General features: G+C 60.2%; 13 protein-coding genes and 1 riboswitch. Of the genes, 11 read left to right on the top strand and 2 right to left on the bottom strand.

Annotated elements, in window-relative coordinates:
• The first annotated feature begins 69 nt into the window (after positions 1-69).
• Positions 70-1,806, top strand: a complete 1,737-nt coding sequence (locus tag AC07O2_RS04290; protein ID WP_495074497.1) for a diguanylate cyclase domain-containing protein — start codon at positions 70-72, stop codon at positions 1,804-1,806.
• An 80-nt stretch (positions 1,807-1,886) separates the two neighbouring features.
• On the opposite strand, the gene AC07O2_RS04285 is transcribed toward AC07O2_RS04290, so the two are convergent.
• Positions 1,887-2,135 carry a hypothetical protein gene (locus AC07O2_RS04285; protein WP_495074496.1) on the bottom strand — a complete coding sequence of 83 codons (249 nt, stop codon included), beginning with the start codon at positions 2,133-2,135 and terminating at the stop codon, positions 1,887-1,889.
• Between the two features lie 85 nt (positions 2,136-2,220).
• On the opposite strand from AC07O2_RS04285, the gene AC07O2_RS04280 reads away from it, so the two are divergent.
• Complete coding sequence (locus AC07O2_RS04280; protein WP_495074726.1) at positions 2,221-3,150, top strand: LysR substrate-binding domain-containing protein; 930 nt, start codon at positions 2,221-2,223, stop codon at positions 3,148-3,150.
• Positions 3,151-3,226: 76 nt separating this feature from the next.
• Here AC07O2_RS04280 and AC07O2_RS04275 read toward each other — a convergent pair whose 3' ends face one another.
• Positions 3,227-4,006: a ParB N-terminal domain-containing protein gene (locus AC07O2_RS04275; RefSeq protein WP_495074495.1), complete on the bottom strand. Its 780-nt coding sequence runs from the start codon at positions 4,004-4,006 to the stop codon at positions 3,227-3,229.
• A gap of 211 nt (positions 4,007-4,217) precedes the next feature.
• Between AC07O2_RS04275 and AC07O2_RS04270 the strand changes: the two genes are divergently transcribed.
• From AC07O2_RS04270 to AC07O2_RS04230, 9 genes are all read left to right on the top strand, one after another.
• Positions 4,218-5,783 carry a methyl-accepting chemotaxis protein gene (locus tag AC07O2_RS04270; RefSeq protein ID WP_495074494.1) on the top strand — a complete coding sequence of 522 codons (1,566 nt, stop codon included), beginning with the start codon at positions 4,218-4,220 and terminating at the stop codon, positions 5,781-5,783.
• A 187-nt stretch (positions 5,784-5,970) separates the two neighbouring features.
• A riboswitch (cyclic di-GMP riboswitch) is annotated at positions 5,971-6,062 on the top strand.
• A 66-nt stretch (positions 6,063-6,128) separates the two neighbouring features.
• Positions 6,129-7,646: a S53 family peptidase gene (locus AC07O2_RS04265; RefSeq protein ID WP_495074493.1), complete on the top strand. Its 1,518-nt coding sequence runs from the start codon at positions 6,129-6,131 to the stop codon at positions 7,644-7,646.
• Positions 7,647-8,081: 435 nt separating this feature from the next.
• Positions 8,082-8,801, top strand: coding sequence for an aldolase (locus AC07O2_RS04260; protein ID WP_495074492.1), 720 nt, complete (start codon positions 8,082-8,084; stop codon positions 8,799-8,801).
• 158 nt (positions 8,802-8,959) lie between these two features.
• Entirely contained in the window at positions 8,960-9,880 is a 921-nt protein-coding gene (locus AC07O2_RS04255) for a TRAP transporter substrate-binding protein (RefSeq protein WP_495074725.1), read from the top strand.
• A 78-nt stretch (positions 9,881-9,958) separates the two neighbouring features.
• Positions 9,959-11,029: a lactonase family protein gene (locus tag AC07O2_RS04250; RefSeq protein ID WP_495074724.1), complete on the top strand. Its 1,071-nt coding sequence runs from the start codon at positions 9,959-9,961 to the stop codon at positions 11,027-11,029.
• Between the two features lie 654 nt (positions 11,030-11,683).
• Positions 11,684-13,048, top strand: coding sequence for an MFS transporter (locus AC07O2_RS04245; protein ID WP_495074723.1), 1,365 nt, complete (start codon positions 11,684-11,686; stop codon positions 13,046-13,048).
• A gap of 100 nt (positions 13,049-13,148) precedes the next feature.
• Positions 13,149-13,646: a GNAT family N-acetyltransferase gene (locus tag AC07O2_RS04240; RefSeq protein WP_495074491.1), complete on the top strand. Its 498-nt coding sequence runs from the start codon at positions 13,149-13,151 to the stop codon at positions 13,644-13,646.
• Between the two features lie 160 nt (positions 13,647-13,806).
• Positions 13,807-15,006, top strand: coding sequence for an AAA family ATPase (locus AC07O2_RS04235; RefSeq protein ID WP_495074490.1), 1,200 nt, complete (start codon positions 13,807-13,809; stop codon positions 15,004-15,006).
• A complete protein-coding gene (locus AC07O2_RS04230; RefSeq protein ID WP_495074489.1) occupies positions 15,003-16,952 on the top strand; it encodes an ATP-binding protein in 1,950 nt (649 codons plus the stop codon). The genes AC07O2_RS04235 and AC07O2_RS04230 overlap by 4 nt, the downstream gene beginning before the upstream one ends.
• The last annotated feature ends 55 nt before the right edge of the window (positions 16,953-17,007 follow it).

The following is a 17,007-nucleotide window of genomic DNA, read 5'->3' as shown; positions in this document are numbered from 1 at the left end:
AGCGGCTGCACGCACGGCAGCCGGGTTGGCGCCCCCGCGCGGCACAGCGTGTCGGCACAGGGCGGGTGCATGGCTAGCGTGTTACCCCTGCTGCAGACAGTGGCCGACACGCTGGACGGCCTGGGCATCGCCACTTGCGTGTTTGACGACGCCGACAACACCTTGCTGTGGAACCGCAGCTTTCTCAAATTCTTCCCGGAGCACGCGGCCCATATCCATGCGGGGGAGCCCTACGCGGCTAACCTGCGGCGCTTCTACCAGGGGCGCCTGCCGCCGGAGGAACTGCCGGCCATAGACGACTACATCACCAGAGGCATTGCGCGCCACCGGGTGCAGCAGCGCGCGTATTCGTTCGTACACCGGGGTGTGCGCCTGTGGGTGTCGTCCCTGCCCCTGCCGGAGGTGGGGCGCATCCGCATCTGGCGCGCGCACGACCTGAATACCGGCGGGCTGGGCACCTCCATTCTGGGCACGGCCGATGCGCCATCCATCGACGGTGCGGGCCTGTTCGACAAGCTGCCGGACGGCATCATGGTTACCGGTGCGGACGAGCGTATCGAATGGGTCAACGAGCCTTTTGTGCTGCTGTACGGGTTATCGGGGCGCAATGCGGCGGTCGGCCTGCGTTTCGAGAACCTTTACCGCAACTTGTGGAAGGGGCGCGAAGCGCAGGACGGCGCCTTGTTCCAGGAGGGCTTGCTGACCCTGGCCGAAGGCACACGCTACCAGGGCATACCTGTTGAAGTGCCCTTGCCCGATGGGCGCTGGAGCCGCGTCGTCGCCCAGCGCAGCCTGGATGGCAAGGGTTTTTTTGCCCACATGGACATCACCCAGCTCAAGCACCAGCAACAGCAGCTGCAGGATGCCGAGCGCCGGGCCCGCGACAGCGAAGCCATACTGCAGGAAAAATCGGCCCTGCTGGAGGCCACGCTGGAGTGCATGCTGCAAGGTGTGATGCGCATCAGCGCCGAGCGGGTGGTGGTGGTCTGCAACCGGCGTGCCCAGGAGCTGCTGGGCCTGCCCAAGGAACTGATGGACAGCCGCCCCACCTTGGATGCGGTATTTGCCTACCAGGCTGCGCACGGTGAGTTCGTCCATGTGCCGCCCGAGCTGGTGGAGATCGTGCGCACCGGGGGCGACTTCAGCCGGCCTTATTCCTACGACCGCAAGCGCCCGGACGGCCGGGTGATCGAGGTCAACAGCGTGCCCATCCAGGGCGGCGGCGTGCTGCGTACCTATACCGACATTACCGAGCGCAAACGTGCCGATGAGCGCATCCGCCATGTGGCCCGGCATGACGGCCTGACCTCGCTGGTCAACCGGGATGCCTTCCTGGAGGCGCTGAACCATGCCGTCAAGGTGTTTGGCCCGAGCTCCACCGGCTTTGCAGTGCACTTCATCGACATTGACCGCTTCAAGCCCATCAACGATACCTACGGCCATGCCGTGGGCGACAAGGTGTTGGCTTTGCTGGCCCAGCGCATGCGGCAGATCGTCCGAGACGGAGACCTGGTGGCGCGCATGGGCGGCGATGAGTTTGCCGTGCTGCAGTACCGGGTGGAGGGCGTGGAGAGTGCGCTGGGCCTGGCCTACCGCATGCTGGATGGTGTGGCCGAGGACATGGAGATCGAGTCTCACCAGTTGCAGGTGGGGGCATCCATAGGCATTGCGTTGTACCCCGCAGCGGGTGCCGACGCCGACGAGCTGCTGCGCAGTGCCGACGCCGCCATGTACGCCGCCAAGGTCAGCGGACGCGACTGCGTGCGTGTTTTCGGTGTGGACAGTGAACCTGCATCCACCTACTAGCTGGACCGTCTGGAAGGTTCTAGTACTCCTGTTTTGATAGCGGGTTGCGCAGGTTTTATCTGCGCTGGGGCGGTTTCCTTTTATATATTTAAATGGGCCGCATGCCGTGCTTGTTGCCGGTCATAGCGGGCCAGTTCGCTGTGCTCCTGTGCCTGCCCGTGCACGCGGCCAGGGGCCTGGATGTCGCGCAGCAGGTGGCTGCTGAGCTCGCCCAGGGGCGTTGCGGCGGGCGGACTGCGGCGGGTGCAGTGCTGCCACAGCCGGGCCAGCAGTTGGGTGCTAATGCGCCAGGCCAGAGGCCGTTTAAGTGCAAGGGTGAAGAGCGTCATGGCAGGTATTCAAATGGATTGCTGGTAAGCATATTCATCCATTGGCCTCCGTAAAAGCACTCATTTCTGCCAAGGCTGGATGCTTATACTTACCAGTATGCCCCGCATTCCTCTGCAAACCCTGCCCACTTTTTGTGCCGTGGCCAAGCTGTCCAACCTGCGCGCCGCGGGTGAACAGTTGCACCTCACGCACAGCGCGGTCAGCCAGCAAATCCGCTTGCTGGAGGAGCAACTGGGCTTCTTGCTGTTTGACCGGCGGGGCCGCCGCGTGGTGCTGAATGCCGCTGGGGCCGCGTTGCTGCAAGCGGTAGAGCCTGCGCTGGCCCAGCTCGACGAGGGCATGCGGGCTGCGGCCCTGGCCTCTACCGGCACCGAACAGCGTTTGCGCATCACCGTATCGCCGTCGTTTGCCCAGCACTGGCTGATGCCGCGCATGGCGCATTGGCGGGCCTTGCACCCCGGCATGGCGGTGGAGCTGCACACCTCGCAGCAGGCCATGGACTTGCCACGCGAGGGTTTTCACGCGGCGGTGCGCCAGGGCAAAGGCCCGTGGCGCGGCCTGGAAGGCAGCCGCCTGATCGATTCTCAGCAGGTGGTGGTGGCCAGCCCGGCCATGGCCCAGCGACTGGCAGGCAGTGACCCCGCCAGCTGGGTCCACGAGCCCTTGCTGGGCACCAGCGAGTGCTGGGAGGCCTGGTTTGCGCTGGCGGGCTATCCCTGCCGTATCCAGCCGGTGGCGGTTTTCAACGACATGGGCCTGATGCTGCAGGCCACCGAGCAGGGCTTGGGTATTGCGCTGGGCCGAGAGCTGGTGGCCGCCGACGCGCTGCGTGCCGGGCGGCTGGTGCAGTTGTCGCCCCTGGCCTTGGCGACCGAGGCGTACGACGCCTATTGGCTGGTGTACCCCCCGGAATACCGCGACTGGCCGCCGCTGCTGGCTTTCCAGGAATGGTTGCAGTCAGAGCTGCAAATCGCAGCCAACTTGTTGCAGCAGTCCCGGGCGCCTGCAGGCTAACAGGTGTTTGCTATTAAATAAGTAGCTACTAGCGCAGGTTCTACCAGCGCTAGTAGCCTGTTTGGCTTGTATCCGCTTAGGCCATCAGTTCAGCGATGTGCGCCTTCAGGGCGGCGTTCTCTGCGGTCAGTTCGGCCACGGTTTGCTTCAGGCGGGCGATGATGCCTTCGGGCGTGTCGGGCTCGGTGCGCTCCACCGCCTTGGCAGCGCGTACCTGGCGGGCGGCCTGCTGCAGCTCTTTCTTGCCACCGGCGGCGGCGGCCAGCTGTACTTCGGCCGGCAGGCTGGCCACGGTGGCTGCGGTGTTGATGGAGATGGTGCCGGACTTCACCGCCGCCACCAGCTCGGGCGTGGCGGACTTCTGGATCTTTTCGATCTGGCTGATGGTGGCGCTGCTGACGCGTGCGGCCTTGGCCAGGGCTTCGCGGGTCAGCGCGGGCTCGGCGGCTGGGGCGGCCGGGGCTTCGGCGGGGGCTTCCCAGGGCGCGGGGCCGCTGGTGTCGGCCACGGCTTCGGCGGGCGCGGGCTGGTCGCGCCCGGCCAGGATGTCTTTTTTACGCAGAGCCAGCACGCCGCGCTGGAAGTCGGACACGCTGCGCCGGCCCAGGTGCTGGTCGATCATCCACAGATGCACGTCGTCCATGGTCTTAAAGCGGGTGTTCTGCACGGTGTTGAACGGGATGTTGTGCTTGGTGCAGATGCCGTAGCGGTTGTGGCCGTCCACCAGCACATCGCCCCACAGCACCAGCGCGTCGCGGCAGCCTTCGGCCAGGATGCTGCGCTCCAGCGCGGCGTGCTCCTCGGGGGTGAGCGGGTCGATGTAGGCAAGCAGTTCGTCGTTGACCGTGATATTCATTTTGTAGCGCTAGCAGGGGAAAAAGGGCGCGATTGTAAAAGGCCGCTCCGTCGCTCGCGCTCGAAGCCGCGCAGAGCGCTGCATATCTGTCTTTACTCAGGCTTTACCCACTTCACCAAACTGTAGTTTTGATAGCAGAATTTGTTGGAAGGGCGCGCGTGTGGCTGATGTGCCTCGGCGTAACGGTGGTTCACCTCACTGGGAGCGAAACATGAACTTGAGCGACTTGAAAATCAGCACCCGCCTGGGCATCGGTATCGCTTTGGCCGCCGGTTTGATGGCAGCGATGGTTTGGGTGGGTGCCAGCAATATGGCGTCCATACGCGCAACCTTGAACCAGCAGACCAACGACCGCATGCCCAAGATGATGAACGTCAAGGATGTGAAGGACAACCTGCGGGTACGGGCGATCGTGGCGCGTGACATCGTGCTGCTGGAAAGCGCGGCCGATATCCAGAAGCAGGCCGACCGTCTGGCGGATGTGCAAGCCAGCTATCTGAAGCTGGACAAGCAGCTGCAGGACACCGTGATCAGCGCCGCAGCAGTGGCGGCGCTGCGCAAGCTGGAGCTGGCGGTGGAGGCCTTGCAGGCACCTACCAGCCAGGTAGTGGCGCTGGGCAAGGAGAACAAGAACACCGAAGCAACCCAGATGCTGCAGACCACGGTGGCACCGCTGCAGCAGGCGGCGACTGACGCGGCCGAAGAAATGGTGGCTGTGCTGGCGAAGAATGGAAAAAATGCCGAAGCCTCGGCCCAGGAAAATTACGATTCCGCCATGCTCATGCTGCTCAGCCTGGGGGCTGCGGCCATCGCACTTCTGTGCGCGCTGGGTTGGTTGCTGGTGCGTTCGATCACACGTCCGCTGAACCAGGCGGTGGACGTGTCGCGTGCTGTCGCTGCTGGTGATCTGAGTCTGGAGTTCGAGGCGGTTGGCGAGAACGAAACCTCGCAGCTGCTGCGCGCCCTGCAGGGCATGCAGACCAGTCTGTCCAAGGTGGTGGGCAATGTGCGGCAGAACGCCGAGGGCGTGGCCACCGCCAGCGCCGAGATTTCTCAGGGCAATAACGACCTGAGCGCGCGTACCGAGCAACAGGCCAGCGCGCTGGAGGAAACTGCTGCCTCGATGGAGGAGCTGTCCAGTACCGTGAAGCTGAATGCCGATAACGCCCACCAGGCGAACCAACTGGCGCTGAACGCCTCCAGCGTAGCCATGCGCGGTGGCGATGTGGTCGGCCAGGTGGTTGAGACTATGAAGGGCATCAACGAAAGCAGCAACAAGATTTCCGACATCATCAGCGTGATCGACGGCATTGCCTTCCAGACCAATATCCTGGCCTTGAATGCGGCCGTGGAAGCCGCCCGCGCGGGCGAGCAAGGTCGCGGCTTTGCCGTGGTGGCCAGCGAGGTGCGCAGCCTGGCCGGACGCAGCGCCAACGCGGCCAAGGAGATCAAGTTTCTCATCAACGACAGTGTGGAGCGGGTAGCCCGGGGCACCAGCCTGGTAGACCAGGCCGGCACCACCATGCAGGAGGTGGTGACGTCGATCCGTCGTGTGGCTGACATCATGGGCGGGATCAGCTCCGCCAGCACCGAGCAGTCGCTGGGCGTGAGTCAGGTTGGCGAGGCGGTTACGCAAATGGACCAGGCTACGCAGCAGAATGCCGCCCTGGTCGAACAAAGTGCTGCTGCCGCCGACAGCCTGAAGCTGCAAGCGCAGCAACTGGTGGACGTGGTGGCGGTATTCAAACTGCGCCACGGTGTCGCACTGGCGGTATAGCGCAGCGGGGGGAGCAGGGGCGCGCCCCGGCTTTCGGGACGTATACCGCGTGTACGGTTTTGTAAATCCCAGGCGGTGTGACAAATGCCCGCAGCCATAAAGGAATTTTTCTGACACACTACGTTTGCACTTCGGGGGCTGAAATTCGCCCTGGTGCCGCGGTCAGTAGGCGGCTTCTGTGAAGCAAAACTGACAAGGGCAAACCTGGCGAAAGCCGGGGACGCAAAGCCACCGGGCTTCGGTGCTGGGTTCCAGCGCCATGCCAGCGGGGTTGCCGTACGGAGTGACGTCAAACTCTTCTCTGTGCACTGTCGCCCTTTTGTTCTTGTAAACCAAGGTGACGACATGCTGAAAACTTATACCTTTTCTCGTTCCACGGCACGTTGCGCAGGCGGCGGCTTGTCTCTGCTGGCGGCACTGGTGCTGAGCGCTTGCGGCGGTGGCGGCGGTGATGTGACGGCTAGCGCGGAATCGGACCCCGTGGCTGCGTTGTCCAGCGTGACGACCGAGGTGTTGCCCACCTTCCATACCGCGCCGGTAGATATCAGCGACCCGTCCCTGGTACCTAGCGACCCGGACGTAGTGCGCACCGAGACCGTGCTGCCCGCCATGGAAGGCATGGTCACAGCCCGTTTGCTGCCCGAAACCGTGGCTTCCGAGGCGGTGGTGGCGCGCCGGCTGGCAGTGGAAAATGCCGGCACCATCAGCGCGCGGGCTGCGTCCACCGTCACCGTCTACACCCCGGCGCAGATCCGCGCCGCCTATAAGTTGCCGGCGGTCAGCGCCACCGGCGTGGTGTCCACTGCGGCGGCGCGTGCCGCCCTGGGCGCCGGCCAGACCATCTACATCGTGGACGCGTACCACAACCCGAATACGTTTTCAGACCTGAACACCTACAGCTCCCGCCTGAACCTGCCTGGCTGCACCAGCGTGGCTATTTCCTCGACGGCCAGCCTGCCTTTGGCTGCGGCCAGCACAACCGCCGGTTGCACCTTCAGTGTGGTGTATGCTGGCGCTACCAGCGGCCGTACGGCGACCGCGCCGGCCTACAACGCCAGTTGGGCGGCCGAGATTGCGATGGACGTGGAGTCGGCCCATGCGATTGCGCCCTTGGCCCGCATCGTCCTGATCGAGGCGGCATCGTCCTCGCTGTCGGCCCTGGCCAATGCCATTACCGTGGCCAACAACATGGGCTCGGGCGTGGTCAGCATGAGCTTTGGCGCGCTGGAAGGCTCATGGACTGCATCGGTGGATAGCCTGTTCCAGGTCTCGGGCATGCAGTACACAGCATCCACCGGTGATGCCGGCGCGGCGGTGAACTGGCCGGCCGTGTCCGCCAAGGTACTGGCCACCGGCGGCACCTCGCTGACCTATAACGGCAGCACCCGGTCTGAAGTGGTGTGGACCGGCACCGGCGGCGGCACCAGTGCCTATACCGCTGTGCCCACATACCAGAAGGCCTTGTCTTCTAGCATCACCAAGCGCCGCGTGGCCGATGTGGCCATTGATTCCGATCCCTATACCGGCCAGTACGTGGGCATTACCGTGCCGGGCAGTGCTTTTGGTTTCATGTCCGGTGGCGGCACCAGCATTGCAGCGCCCGAATGGGCCGGCTTGCTGGCCATTGCCAGCGCCCAGCGTGCCTTGTCCAGCCTGCCGGTGCTGAGCAGCGTGCACAGCGCGCTGTACCTGAATGTGTTGCCCAGCGCTAGCTCGTACGCTCAGTCCTTCCTGGATGTGACCAGCGGCTCCAACGGCACTTGCAGCACCTGCAAAGCCACGACCGGCTACGACAGCAGCACCGGCTTGGGCAGCCCGAACGGTACGGCCTTGTTGGGCTTGCTCAGCGCAATCAAGCAGTAAACCCCGTCGATGGTGCTCAGCCCACGGTGTCTTCGGGCGCCGTGGGTTTTTTTATTTGCTATTAAAAATATAGCTTCTAGCGCAGGTACTATCTGCGCCAGAGGCCGATTCCCTATAAATTCACGCCAGGGGCTCGGGCAGCGCGATCTTGGTTTCGAACTTCGAGCAGTGCATGGCAAACGTGCTTTTGAAGTTGCGCACATTGTTGCTGGATGAAAACCCCTCGCGCGTGCCTCGGTATGGGTAATACAACTATTTTGCCCATTCGTTTTGGCTGAAAAGCAGCATAGTTTGGCTAAATGCGGTGAATTGTTCCATCGCATTGCCTCAATAATTCTTGCCTGTATTTGCACCGATTCCCCCATCGGTTGGCCCGCGCGGAACAGGCGCCCACACAATCCGCGACAAACATTCCCCAACCTTGAAAGACATGTAATGCCGGTATTGGACTTTGATTCTCCCCTGGTACTTCAACTGCGCGCCGACCTGGCCCTGGCCCTGCGCGCGGCCGCCCACCACGGCCTGGCCGAGGGCGTGTGCAACCATTTCAGCGTGGAGCTGCCCGATCAGTCCGGCCGCTTCTTGCTGAACCCGCGCGGCCTGCTGTGGAGCGAGATTGGCGCGGACGACATTGTGATGATCGACGCCCTGGGCAACAAGCTGGCCGGGCGCCATGCGGTGGAACCCACCGCCATGTTCATCCACGCGGCCATCCACCGCCTGTGCGGCCAGGCCTGCGTGCTGCACACCCATATGCCTTACGCCACCGCTCTGACCCTGACCAGCGACCGCGCGTTGGATACCTGTCTGTCGCAGGGCGCCATGCGCTTCCACGGCCGTGTTGCGGTGGATACGGAGTACAACGGCCTGGCGCTGGACGCGTCGGAAGGCGAGCGCATTGCCGGTGTGATGCGGGGGGCCGAAATTGCCTTCCTGGGCAACCACGGCGTGGTGGTCTGCGGGGCGCGCATGGACTATGCCTATGACGACCTGTACTACCTGGAGCGCGCCTGCATGAGCCAGGTGTTGGCGCAATCCACCGGCCGTGCCCTGCGGCCCATAGATCCCGCGCTGGCCCAGCGCGTGTGTGAACAGACGCTGGGCGAGCGTTTGCAGTCCGAGTTGTTCTTTGAAGCCTTGCGGCGTACGGTGTAAACCCTTGGTAATCGGAGGTCGGATATGCTGAGCCGCTGCGTTATCATGGTGTAACAAGTCGTATCAGCCGGGTGCCGACCAGGGCACCATTTCACTAGGTCGCCATGATTCAAACTACACGGGCTTGCATTTTCTCGGGACTATTTCTGCTGAGCGGAATGGGGTGGGGGCAAACCGCTTTGCGGGCCTGGAATACCCATCCAGATGGTTATCCGGTCACGGAGGCCATGAAGAGCTTTATTGCGGAAGTGGCGACCCAGACCAAGGGCAAATACAAGATTGAGCTGTTTTCCAACGGCAGTCTGGGCGACCAGCCCAAGGCGGTCGCTATGCTCAAAGCCGGTGAGGTGGATGTCGCCGAGTTCAACTCCGGTCCATTGTCCGATGTGGCGCCGGGCCTCAAGGCTTTCAACCTGCCTTTTCTGTTCTCGGATACGACGCATATGTTCCGCTATCTGGACGGCAAGGTTGGTGACCATTTGGCGACCCAATTGCAGGCCTCCGGCTTTGTGGTGCTGGGCTGGTACAACGGTGGCGCCCGCTCCATCTTTTGTGCCAACAAGCCCATCACCCGGCTGGAGGAGCTGGTCGGGCAAAAGATCCGGGTGCAACAGTCCGATGTGTACATCGAAATGGTTAAGCTGTTGGGCGCTACACCCGTGGTGATGCCTTATAAAGACGTGCTCGATGGCTTGCAGCAGGGCAAGGTGGATTGTGCCGAGAACAATATGGTTTCTTACGAGTCCACCGGCCAGTACAAGGCTGCCAAGTACATGCTGCAGACCAACCACGTGATTTCACCCGAGGCATTGGTCGTGTCTACCAAGCTGTGGGATCGGCTTAGCGATGCAGAAAAAGCTGTGTTTAAAAAAGCCGGTCAAAGCTCGGCCTTGTTGATGCGCGACCTTTGGGAAAAGCGGGTTGCCACTGCACGGGCTGCGGTACTGAAAGACGGTGTGCAGCTGTCCAACGTGAAAGATTTTTCGCCCTACATCCGCAAGATGTCTCCGCTGTACGGCAAGTACATGGGCGATCCTTCGGTGCGAGGTGAGTTGTTTGAAATCATTGGCAACCAGTAGCGTGGCCTCCCAGGCCACGCAAAGCAATATCTTTCAACCTTGACCGGAGAAACGCCATTGGCCACTTTTGACCCATCCATGCAGCGCGCCGGTTTGTTGCTGGGCGTAGGCCTGCTGGCGCTTGCCGGTAGCGCCGCAGCGACCACCATGGTTTATGTGTCGAACGCGGACAGCCAGGACATCTCTGTGCTGGAGCTAGACAGAAGCCAAGGCGTGCTCAAACCGGTGGAAACGGTTGCTGTAGCCGGGACCGTTATGCCCATGGTTGTCAGCGCGGACAAGCACTTTCTCTACGCGGCACTGCGGTCGCAGCCGTACCGCGTGGTCAGCTTTGCTATAGACGCGAGTAATGGTCATTTACGCAAACTGGGTGAATCCGCATTGGCCGACAGCATGGCCAATATAGATTTGGACGCAACGGGCCGTTGGCTGTTTGCGGCCTCTTATCCAGGGCACAAGATCACCGTGAACAGTGTGGGCAAAGATGGTGTGGTGGGCGCAGTGCAGCAGCTCATTCCTACGTCTCCGTTTGCCCATGCCATCCATGCCGATGCCAGCAACAAATACGTGCTGGCCACCAGCTTGGGTGGGGACACCATATCCAGCTGGCATTTTGATGCAGCCACGGGCCAGCTCACTCCGAATGAGCCTGCGTTGACCGTGAATGCACCCAAGTCCGGCGCCCGCCACTTCGTCTGGGACAAGGCCCAGCGCTTTGTCTACCTTGTCAACGAGGTGGATGCATCTTTGTATGTGTACGCATGGGACAGTGCGCGGGGCACGCTGCGTGAGTTGCAACGCACCACAACCCTGCCTGCGGGGTTCACCGGGAAGCCCTGGGCGGCAGATCTGCACCTGCGCCCGGACGGCCGTTTTCTGTATGCATCGGAGCGGACTTCCAGCACCATTTCCACATTCCGGGTAGACCCCAGCACCGGCTTGCTCCAGCCCCTGGGTCAGGCGCCCACCGAGCAGTCGCCACGCGGCTTTGCGATCGACTCCAGTGGCCGATTTCTGATCTCGGCAGGGCAAGACTCCAATAGCGTTTCGGTCCATCCTGTGGATGCTGCAAGTGGTGCGCTGGGGCAGCCCCAACGTTTGGCCGTTGGCAAGAATCCAAACTGGATCGAAATCGTGGATCTGCCCTGAGCGCTGAAAACCTGCATCCAGCAGCACTGCTTTTTTCTCTTCAATCGGGGTTGTGTCTGCAGCAGGACCAGATGACCCCGCACAACACCGACTTGGCATGGTAGTCGACGGCCGTAGCCGGAAGCTAGCGTGAACCAGCGCAGAGGTTGACCGCGTTGCTGGGAACCTTCCAGCTCCAGCACGGCGAAGCCGTCGCTCCCCCCTAGGGCCAGAACCGCGGCGCGCATCGCAAAGTATGGGCAGGGAAGTGCGTTGCGCATTACCTCCTGATGAACTCTTGATTCGACGCTTCCGCAAGGCTGTAGCAGGGAGTGACCGCAATATTTAGGGGTTGTGGTATTTGTTGTCATACGATGTCCGATAACAAATCCATGCAGAAGCATGGCAGTTGGGCGGTGAAGGTTCGGCACTTTCAAGCGTGATATTAAGGGTAAGTACTAGTCATTGTTCAATCAGCCAGTGGAACAATGGTTTTGTTGTCAGACAACAGATGATGTGCGGGGCGTCAAACACACCGATCCGGTGTTGCAGGCGACCCCACCCCCTGCAGTGTGAATGCAGTATTCACACTGCAGGGGCCTCTTTCACCCTTGAGTTCATGGCCCAGCGGGCGATGGAACACACAGCCAATGCGATATGAGCCAAAAACTTGATATGACCATCAACCCGGGTGACCCCTCGCAGCAAGTCGCATCAGAGACCAAGCGCAGCCACGTCCGGTACGGCATCTTGCTGATGATCTTTATCGTGACCACGGTGAACTATGCGGACCGGGCCACGCTGTCGATCACTGGGCCAATGATGCGGTCCGAATTTGGTTTCGATACCGTCCAGCTGGGTTACATCTTCTCGGCATTCAGCTGGGCCTATGTGCTGTCGCAGGTTCTGGGCGGCTGGTTGTTGGACCGCTTTGGCCCACGCAGGGTGTATGCGGCCAGCATCTTCTTGTGGTCTCTGTTCACCGCACTACAAGCACTGGTGGGTGTAGTGGGTAGCGCCGCAGTTGCAGTTGCAACCTTGTTCGTGATGCGCTTTTTTGTCGGTATGGCCGAGGCTCCCGCATTTCCGGCCAATGCCAAAGTGGTCGCTAGCTGGTTCCCCACCCAGGAGCGCGGCACTGCTTCGGCGATCTTCAATGCAGCGCAGTACCTGGCCGCTGCCGTGTTTCCTCCCTTGATGGCCGCCATGACGCATTGGTACGGCTGGCGCTCGGTCTACCTGTTTATGGGCGCGCTGGGCATTGCCTTGGCTTTTGTTTGGCTGAAAGTGATTACCAGCCCGGCCAAACACAAGGGCGTCAACCGGGCTGAGCTTGCGCATATCGAGGCCGGCGGCGGCCTGATCCATATGGACGAAGGCGGCGGGCCCAAAGCAACTGCCTTGCCCCCAGGAATGACCTGGCATTACGTCAAGCAGTTGCTGACCAACCGCATGTTGGTGGGTATCAATCTGGGCCAGTTTTCCATCAACGTGTTGACCTATTTCTTTCTGACCTGGTTTCCGGTGTACCTGGTGCAGGAACGGCATATGTCGATTCTGAAAGCGGGCTTCATGGTGTCGCTCCCTGCTATTTGTGGCTTTGCCGGAGGCGTATTGGGTGGCACTGTTTCCGATTGGCTGATACGGCGGGGCAATTCGTTGACCCTGTCCCGCAAGGCGCCCATCGTGGTGGGCATGCTGCTGTCGTCCAGCATGATTCTGTGCAACTACACGGATTCGGACTGGATGATCGTGGGCCTGATGGCGCTGGCATTCTTTGGCAAGGGTTTTGGCGCACTGGGCTGGGCCGTCATGGCAGACGTTGCACCACGCGAGGTGATTGGTCTGGCTGGCGGTATCTTCAATATGTTTGGCAATGTGGCCGGCATTGTGACGCCCATCGTGATCGGCTACATCCTGGCCGCTACGGGTTCATTCAATGGGGCGCTGGTGTTTGTCGGCGTGAATGCCTTGGTGACCGTGCTGTCCTACCTGGTCATCGTGCAGGACATCAAGCGCATTGAAATCCAACACGCCTGAAGTGTGGGTGTTGAGGGCTTGCCCGGCCTGGTATCGTGGATGTTTGGAGTGCCGTAGGTAAACAGGTTTGTACGGCACGTATTTCATTCTTTGATTCACCATGCCCCACACCATCCGGTCCTTCCAGCCCGCCGACTGGCCCAGCGTCTGGCCTTTGCTACAGACCACATTCGCCAGCGGCGACACCTATGCCTATGCCCCCGAAAGCAGCGAGGCCGAGATCCGCGCCATCTGGGTGGATGCGCCTCTGGCCACCTATGTAGCCTGCGCGGACGATGGCACAGTCATCGGCACCTACAAGCTGCAGCCCAACCAGCCCGGGCTGGGCGCGCATGTATGCAACTGCGGCTACGTCGTGTCGCCCCAGGCGCGCGGCCAGGGCATTGCGTCTCTGATGTGCGAGCACTCCCAGGCCGAAGCCTTGCGCCTGGGCTTTCGGGCCATGCAGTACAACCTGGTTGTGTCCACCAACGAGGGCGCGGTGCGCCTCTGGCAGAAGCTGGGCTTTCGCATCGTGGGCACGCTGCCTGGGGCGTTTCAGCACCGGCAGCGCGGCTATGTAGATGCCTATGTGATGTTCAAGCAGTTGCTTGCCTGAACACGACACTTGCTATCAATAATGAAGCTACCAGCGTAGGTATTACCTGCGCCAGAGCCGATTTTCTTTCAAATTTTCGTCTCTTTGGTTTAAATACTATGGTTTACGTGCGTTGAAAAAAACGTACAATAAATCTATCGTATATAAATGGCGGGGCACCATGAAACCTAATCCTGGCGGAATGCTGCAGCTGGACGACATCGTAGGCCGCGAGTCGCTTGTGGCATATGTACAGGCCACGCTGGAGCAACAAAGCATTTTGCTGGTGGCCGAGCGGCGTACCGGTAAAACCCATGTGCTTGAAAAGTTCAAAGCCGGGGCTCCCGCTCATTGGGTTGTCATCAAGCGTGACATTGGCGCCATACGCAGTGCGGTGGAGTTTGTGCAATATGTGATGGCCGACCTGTACCCTCATTTGGAGGCCAAAACTAACTTCCGCAATTGGCTGCAAAGCCTTGGCGAACAGTTGGGCGGGGCGCAAGTAGGGCCGATCAAGTTGCCCAATTTTGCAGCCAAGCAATGGAAGCAGGTGCTGGGTGACGCGATTGCCCACCTGGACGACATCCGCGCGATTGAGCGGGTAGTCTTCTTGTGGGACGAGCTGCCCTGGATGCTGGAAATCATTGCCAAACACAACCCGCAGGAAGCCATGGAGCTGCTGGACTTGCTGCGCGCCTTGCGCCAGCAGCATGCCAGCAAGTTGCGCATGGTGTTCACGGGGTCATTGGGTTTGCACCACATCGTGCGCGTGCTCAAGACGCAGGGGTACAACAACACCCCGGTCAACGATATGCTGGCCATCGAAGTGGAGCCACTGGCGTTAACCGACGCCACAGGCCTAGTGCAACGGCTGTTCACCGACAACCGCCTGATGGCAGCGTCCCAAGACGTCTACGCGCAAACCGCACAAGCGCTGGATTGCATCCCGTTTTACATCCACCATGTGGTGTCCGCGCTGCTGAAGAACCCCGCCTCGCAAAAACAGCCTTTGGACATGCAGGCAGTCCATGCTGTGATCAACCACGGCATCCACTCCAGCGACAACCCTTGGGACTTGCAGCACTACGAAGAACGTACTCTGGCGTACTACGGCCCGCAGCGCGCCGAATGCCTGGCGCTGCTAGACGTGGTGGCTTCCAGCGTCAACGCGCTCTCCATGGCGGACGCCATCCGCCGCGCCAAGGCGGCCCAGCCTTTGGTTGAGCAGCAACAATGGCTAGAGCTGTCGCGCCTGCTGGAGCGCGACCATTACTTTGTGCGCAACGGGGCGGGCGAGGTCGGCTTCAAATTCACTGTGGTCAAGCGCTGGTGGTTATGGCACCGTGGCTTGGCCTTAGTGCAGGCGGGGGCTGCCCTATGAGCAAAGCCCCACGCACAAACGCCATTCCAGCAGCCACTACCTCTTTGGCAGGCCAGGCCTTGTACCTGTCGCACTTCACCCCCAGCATGATGGCGCCCGAGACACTGGAGGCCATGCTCGTCCAGCGCGAACCCCTGTTGCAGCGCAGCCTGGACAACGTGTTGGACAGCCTGCGTACCGGCAGCAGCCACCACACGCTATTCGTCGGCCCGCGAGGCATAGGTAAAACCCATTTGGTCTCGCTGCTGCACCACCGCCTGGCCCAGGTGACGGACGTGCAAGACAAGATATTGATTGCCTGGATGCGCGAGGAAGAGTGGGGGGTCACCAGCTTTTTTGAGCTGGTGCTGCGCATTCTCCGCACGCTGGATGCCAGCTACCCCTCGTTGCAGATCGAGGCGCGTTGCGAGCCTTTGTATGGGCTGCCGCTGAAGCAAGCAGAGCAGCAAGCCGAAGCCTTGTTGCTGGAAGTCTTGGGCTCCAAGCGCCTGGTGGTTTTGCTGGAGAACCTGGACGACCTGTTTGACCAGTTGGGCGACCAGGGGCAAAAGGCTTGGCGCGCCTTCATTCAGAACCACAACAATATGGTGCTGGTGTGCACCACGCCATCGCTGTTTGCAGGGGTCAGTTTGCAGAAATCGGCCTTCTACGGTTTCTTCGACATCGAGCCGTTGGCCGAGCTGGACTTTGACGATGTGGTCAAGCTGCTGGGCAAAATTGCGGTGGAGCGTGGAGATGCCGACCTGGCCGATTTCATCGCCACGCCTGAAGGCCGCGCCCGTATCCGCGCTGTGCACCACCTGGCCGAGGGCAACCCGCGCATCTACATCATCTTTGCCCAGTTTCTGAGCGCCCAAGCGCTAGACGAGTTGGTGCCCGCCTTCATGCACACCCTGGACGAGCTCACCCCGTACTACCAGGCGCGCATGAGGGAGCTATCAGGCCAGCAGCGCAAGATCGTGGAATACCTTGTGAACTACCGTGGCGCCGCCCCGGTCAAGCAGATTGCCAAGTCATGCTTCATTACCCAGCAAACCTGCTCCAGCCAACTCAAGCAGCTGAAAGAAAAGCGCTATGTGCGCTCGATAGAGCAGGGCCGGGAAAGCTATTACGAACTGTGCGAGCCGCTGATGCGCTTATGCATGGAGGTGAAAAAGCAGCGCGGCGAGCCCATTGGTTTGTTTGTAGAGATGCTGCGGATTTGGTATACGGAAGATGAGTTGAAGAATTGGTTGCAGCAGCCGGATGAAATACGGAAGTTGGATATTGGCTATATTGAGAAGGCATTGGAGGGCTTGCAAAATCAAGTTATCGAGCCAAAACTGCTTGCTCAAATGAAAGATATAAAAACGGCTGGCAAAGATGGGAAAAAAATAGAAATAATTTTGGATGAAATTGCTTCTACACATGCATCCAATAATGCTTCTGCTCAATTGCGAGCGATGCTTCTTCTCTCTTTTGAAATCACGCCAGAACGGCGTGAAAAAATACGGAGTGAAGCTACGCAAATGGGTGTCGTGTTTGAGAGTTGGTTGCCACAATGGGAGAATAATTTAAATCGCAAAAATGCACTTTCAGTTTATGGGCAGGTATCCAGTATAAGTATGAACTTGTTTCTTTTGGATGAGGTTGTGGCTGAAAAATCGTTTTCAAAAGTTGCCGCGATGCTTTCCATCTTTCCTGCCCAGGCATTTCTTGGTGTCATCAGCTGCGCTGGGTTTTTAAAGAAAGATGATTTGATTAAATGGGCATATACTATTTTTCATCCACTCCGACAATCGGTTTCAGAGGGGAATAATAAGAAATTTTTTAAAACCATGGGAAGAATGGCCAATGCTTTTTATGATTGGCATAATTCTCAAGACTCAAAACTCCTGCTCGAACTCCCAATTGAAGAGCGCAAACTATTAATGACATTAACCGGCCCGATTACCGCAGCGCAGTAGTCAATTCAAGCATCCGCTACCAAAAAGAGAGCTGCTTGCGCAGGTAATACCTGCG

Source organism: Rhodoferax sp. GW821-FHT10B06, from assembly GCF_059415605.1.
Note: the sequence above shows the minus strand (reverse complement) of the source record. Positions and strands in the feature narration are given on the sequence as shown.

What these genes read in the sequence shown, in the direction of transcription:
- AC07O2_RS04235 (WP_495074490.1), top strand. Translation starts at nt 13,807, where the DNA reads ATGAAACCTAATCCTGGCGGAATGCTGCAGCTGGACGACATCGTAGGC.
- AC07O2_RS04240 (WP_495074491.1), top strand. Translation starts at nt 13,149, where the DNA reads ATGCCCCACACCATCCGGTCCTTCCAGCCCGCCGACTGGCCCAGCGTC.
- AC07O2_RS04255 (WP_495074725.1), top strand. Translation starts at nt 8,960, where the DNA reads ATGGGGTGGGGGCAAACCGCTTTGCGGGCCTGGAATACCCATCCAGAT.
- AC07O2_RS04265 (WP_495074493.1), top strand. Translation starts at nt 6,129, where the DNA reads ATGCTGAAAACTTATACCTTTTCTCGTTCCACGGCACGTTGCGCAGGC.
- AC07O2_RS04230 (WP_495074489.1), top strand. Translation starts at nt 15,003, where the DNA reads ATGAGCAAAGCCCCACGCACAAACGCCATTCCAGCAGCCACTACCTCT.
- AC07O2_RS04270 (WP_495074494.1), top strand. Translation starts at nt 4,218, where the DNA reads ATGAACTTGAGCGACTTGAAAATCAGCACCCGCCTGGGCATCGGTATC.
- AC07O2_RS04275 (WP_495074495.1), bottom strand. Translation starts at nt 4,006, where the DNA reads ATGAATATCACGGTCAACGACGAACTGCTTGCCTACATCGACCCGCTC.
- AC07O2_RS04250 (WP_495074724.1), top strand. Translation starts at nt 9,959, where the DNA reads ATGCAGCGCGCCGGTTTGTTGCTGGGCGTAGGCCTGCTGGCGCTTGCC.
- AC07O2_RS04260 (WP_495074492.1), top strand. Translation starts at nt 8,082, where the DNA reads ATGCCGGTATTGGACTTTGATTCTCCCCTGGTACTTCAACTGCGCGCC.
- AC07O2_RS04285 (WP_495074496.1), bottom strand. Translation starts at nt 2,135, where the DNA reads ATGACGCTCTTCACCCTTGCACTTAAACGGCCTCTGGCCTGGCGCATT.
- AC07O2_RS04245 (WP_495074723.1), top strand. Translation starts at nt 11,684, where the DNA reads ATGACCATCAACCCGGGTGACCCCTCGCAGCAAGTCGCATCAGAGACC.
- AC07O2_RS04290 (WP_495074497.1), top strand. Translation starts at nt 70, where the DNA reads ATGGCTAGCGTGTTACCCCTGCTGCAGACAGTGGCCGACACGCTGGAC.